This window comes from Faecalibacillus sp. H12, from assembly GCF_013361255.1.
Lineage (GTDB): Bacteria > Bacillota_I > Bacilli_A > Erysipelotrichales > Coprobacillaceae > Faecalibacillus > Faecalibacillus intestinalis.
Window position 1 is genome coordinate 1 of the sequence record NZ_JABWDK010000071.1, and the last position, 1,014, is coordinate 1,014.

Consider the following 1,014-nt stretch of genomic DNA (forward strand, 5'->3'; position numbering starts at 1 on the left):
ATTAAAAATGGCAAAAATTTTTTATGAATCAGATTGTGACTTATCATTATTAGATGGGAAAACAGTAGCCATCATTGGATACGGATCACAAGGACATGCACATGCATTAAACTTAAAAGAATCAGGAGTAAAAGTCATCGTAGGATTATACGAAGGATCAAAATCATGGAAAAGAGCTGAAGAACAAGGATTTGAAGTTTGTACATCAGCAGAAGCTGCAAAAAAAGCAGATATCATCATGATCTTAATCAACGATGAATTACAAGCAAAATTATATAAAGAATCAATTGAACCAAATCTAGAAGAAGGAAACATGCTCATGTTTGCTCATGGATTCAATATTCATTTCAATCAAATCGTACCACCAAAAAATGTTGATGTAACAATGATTGCACCAAAAGCACCAGGACATACAGTAAGAAGTGAATATCAAGCAGGGAAAGGAACACCATGTCTAGTAGCCGTAGAACAAGACTACACAGGAAAAGCACAAGACATCGCATTAGCATACTCACTAGCAATTGGAGGAGCAAGAGCAGGTGTATTAGAAACAACATTCAGAACAGAAACAGAAACAGACTTATTTGGAGAACAAGCAGTCTTATGTGGTGGAGTATGTGCTTTAATGCAAGCAGGATTTGAAACATTAGTAGAAGCAGGATATGATCCAAGAAATGCATACTTTGAATGTATCCATGAAATGAAATTAATTGTAGACTTAATCTATCAATCAGGATTTGAAGGAATGAGATATTCAATTTCAAATACAGCAGAATATGGAGATTATATTACAGGACCAAAGATCATCACAGAAGATACAAAGAAAGCAATGAAACAAATCTTAAAAGATATCCAAGATGGAACATTCGCAAAAGACTTCTTATTAGACATGTCAGCAGCTGGAGGACAAGCACATTTCAAAGCAATGAGAAAATTAGCTGCAGAACATGAATCAGAAAAAGTCGGAAAAGAAATCAGAAAATTATATTCTTGGTCTGATGAAGATAAATTAAT

Annotated in this window: 1 protein-coding gene; it reads left to right on the forward strand. The window is 34.1% G+C overall.

Annotated elements, in window-relative coordinates; genetic code table 11:
• Positions 1-7: 7 nt before the first annotated feature.
• Positions 8-1,014: ketol-acid reductoisomerase (gene ilvC / locus HUU89_RS14440; protein WP_175302129.1), on the forward strand; the 1,007-nt coding region annotated here is incomplete at its 3' end.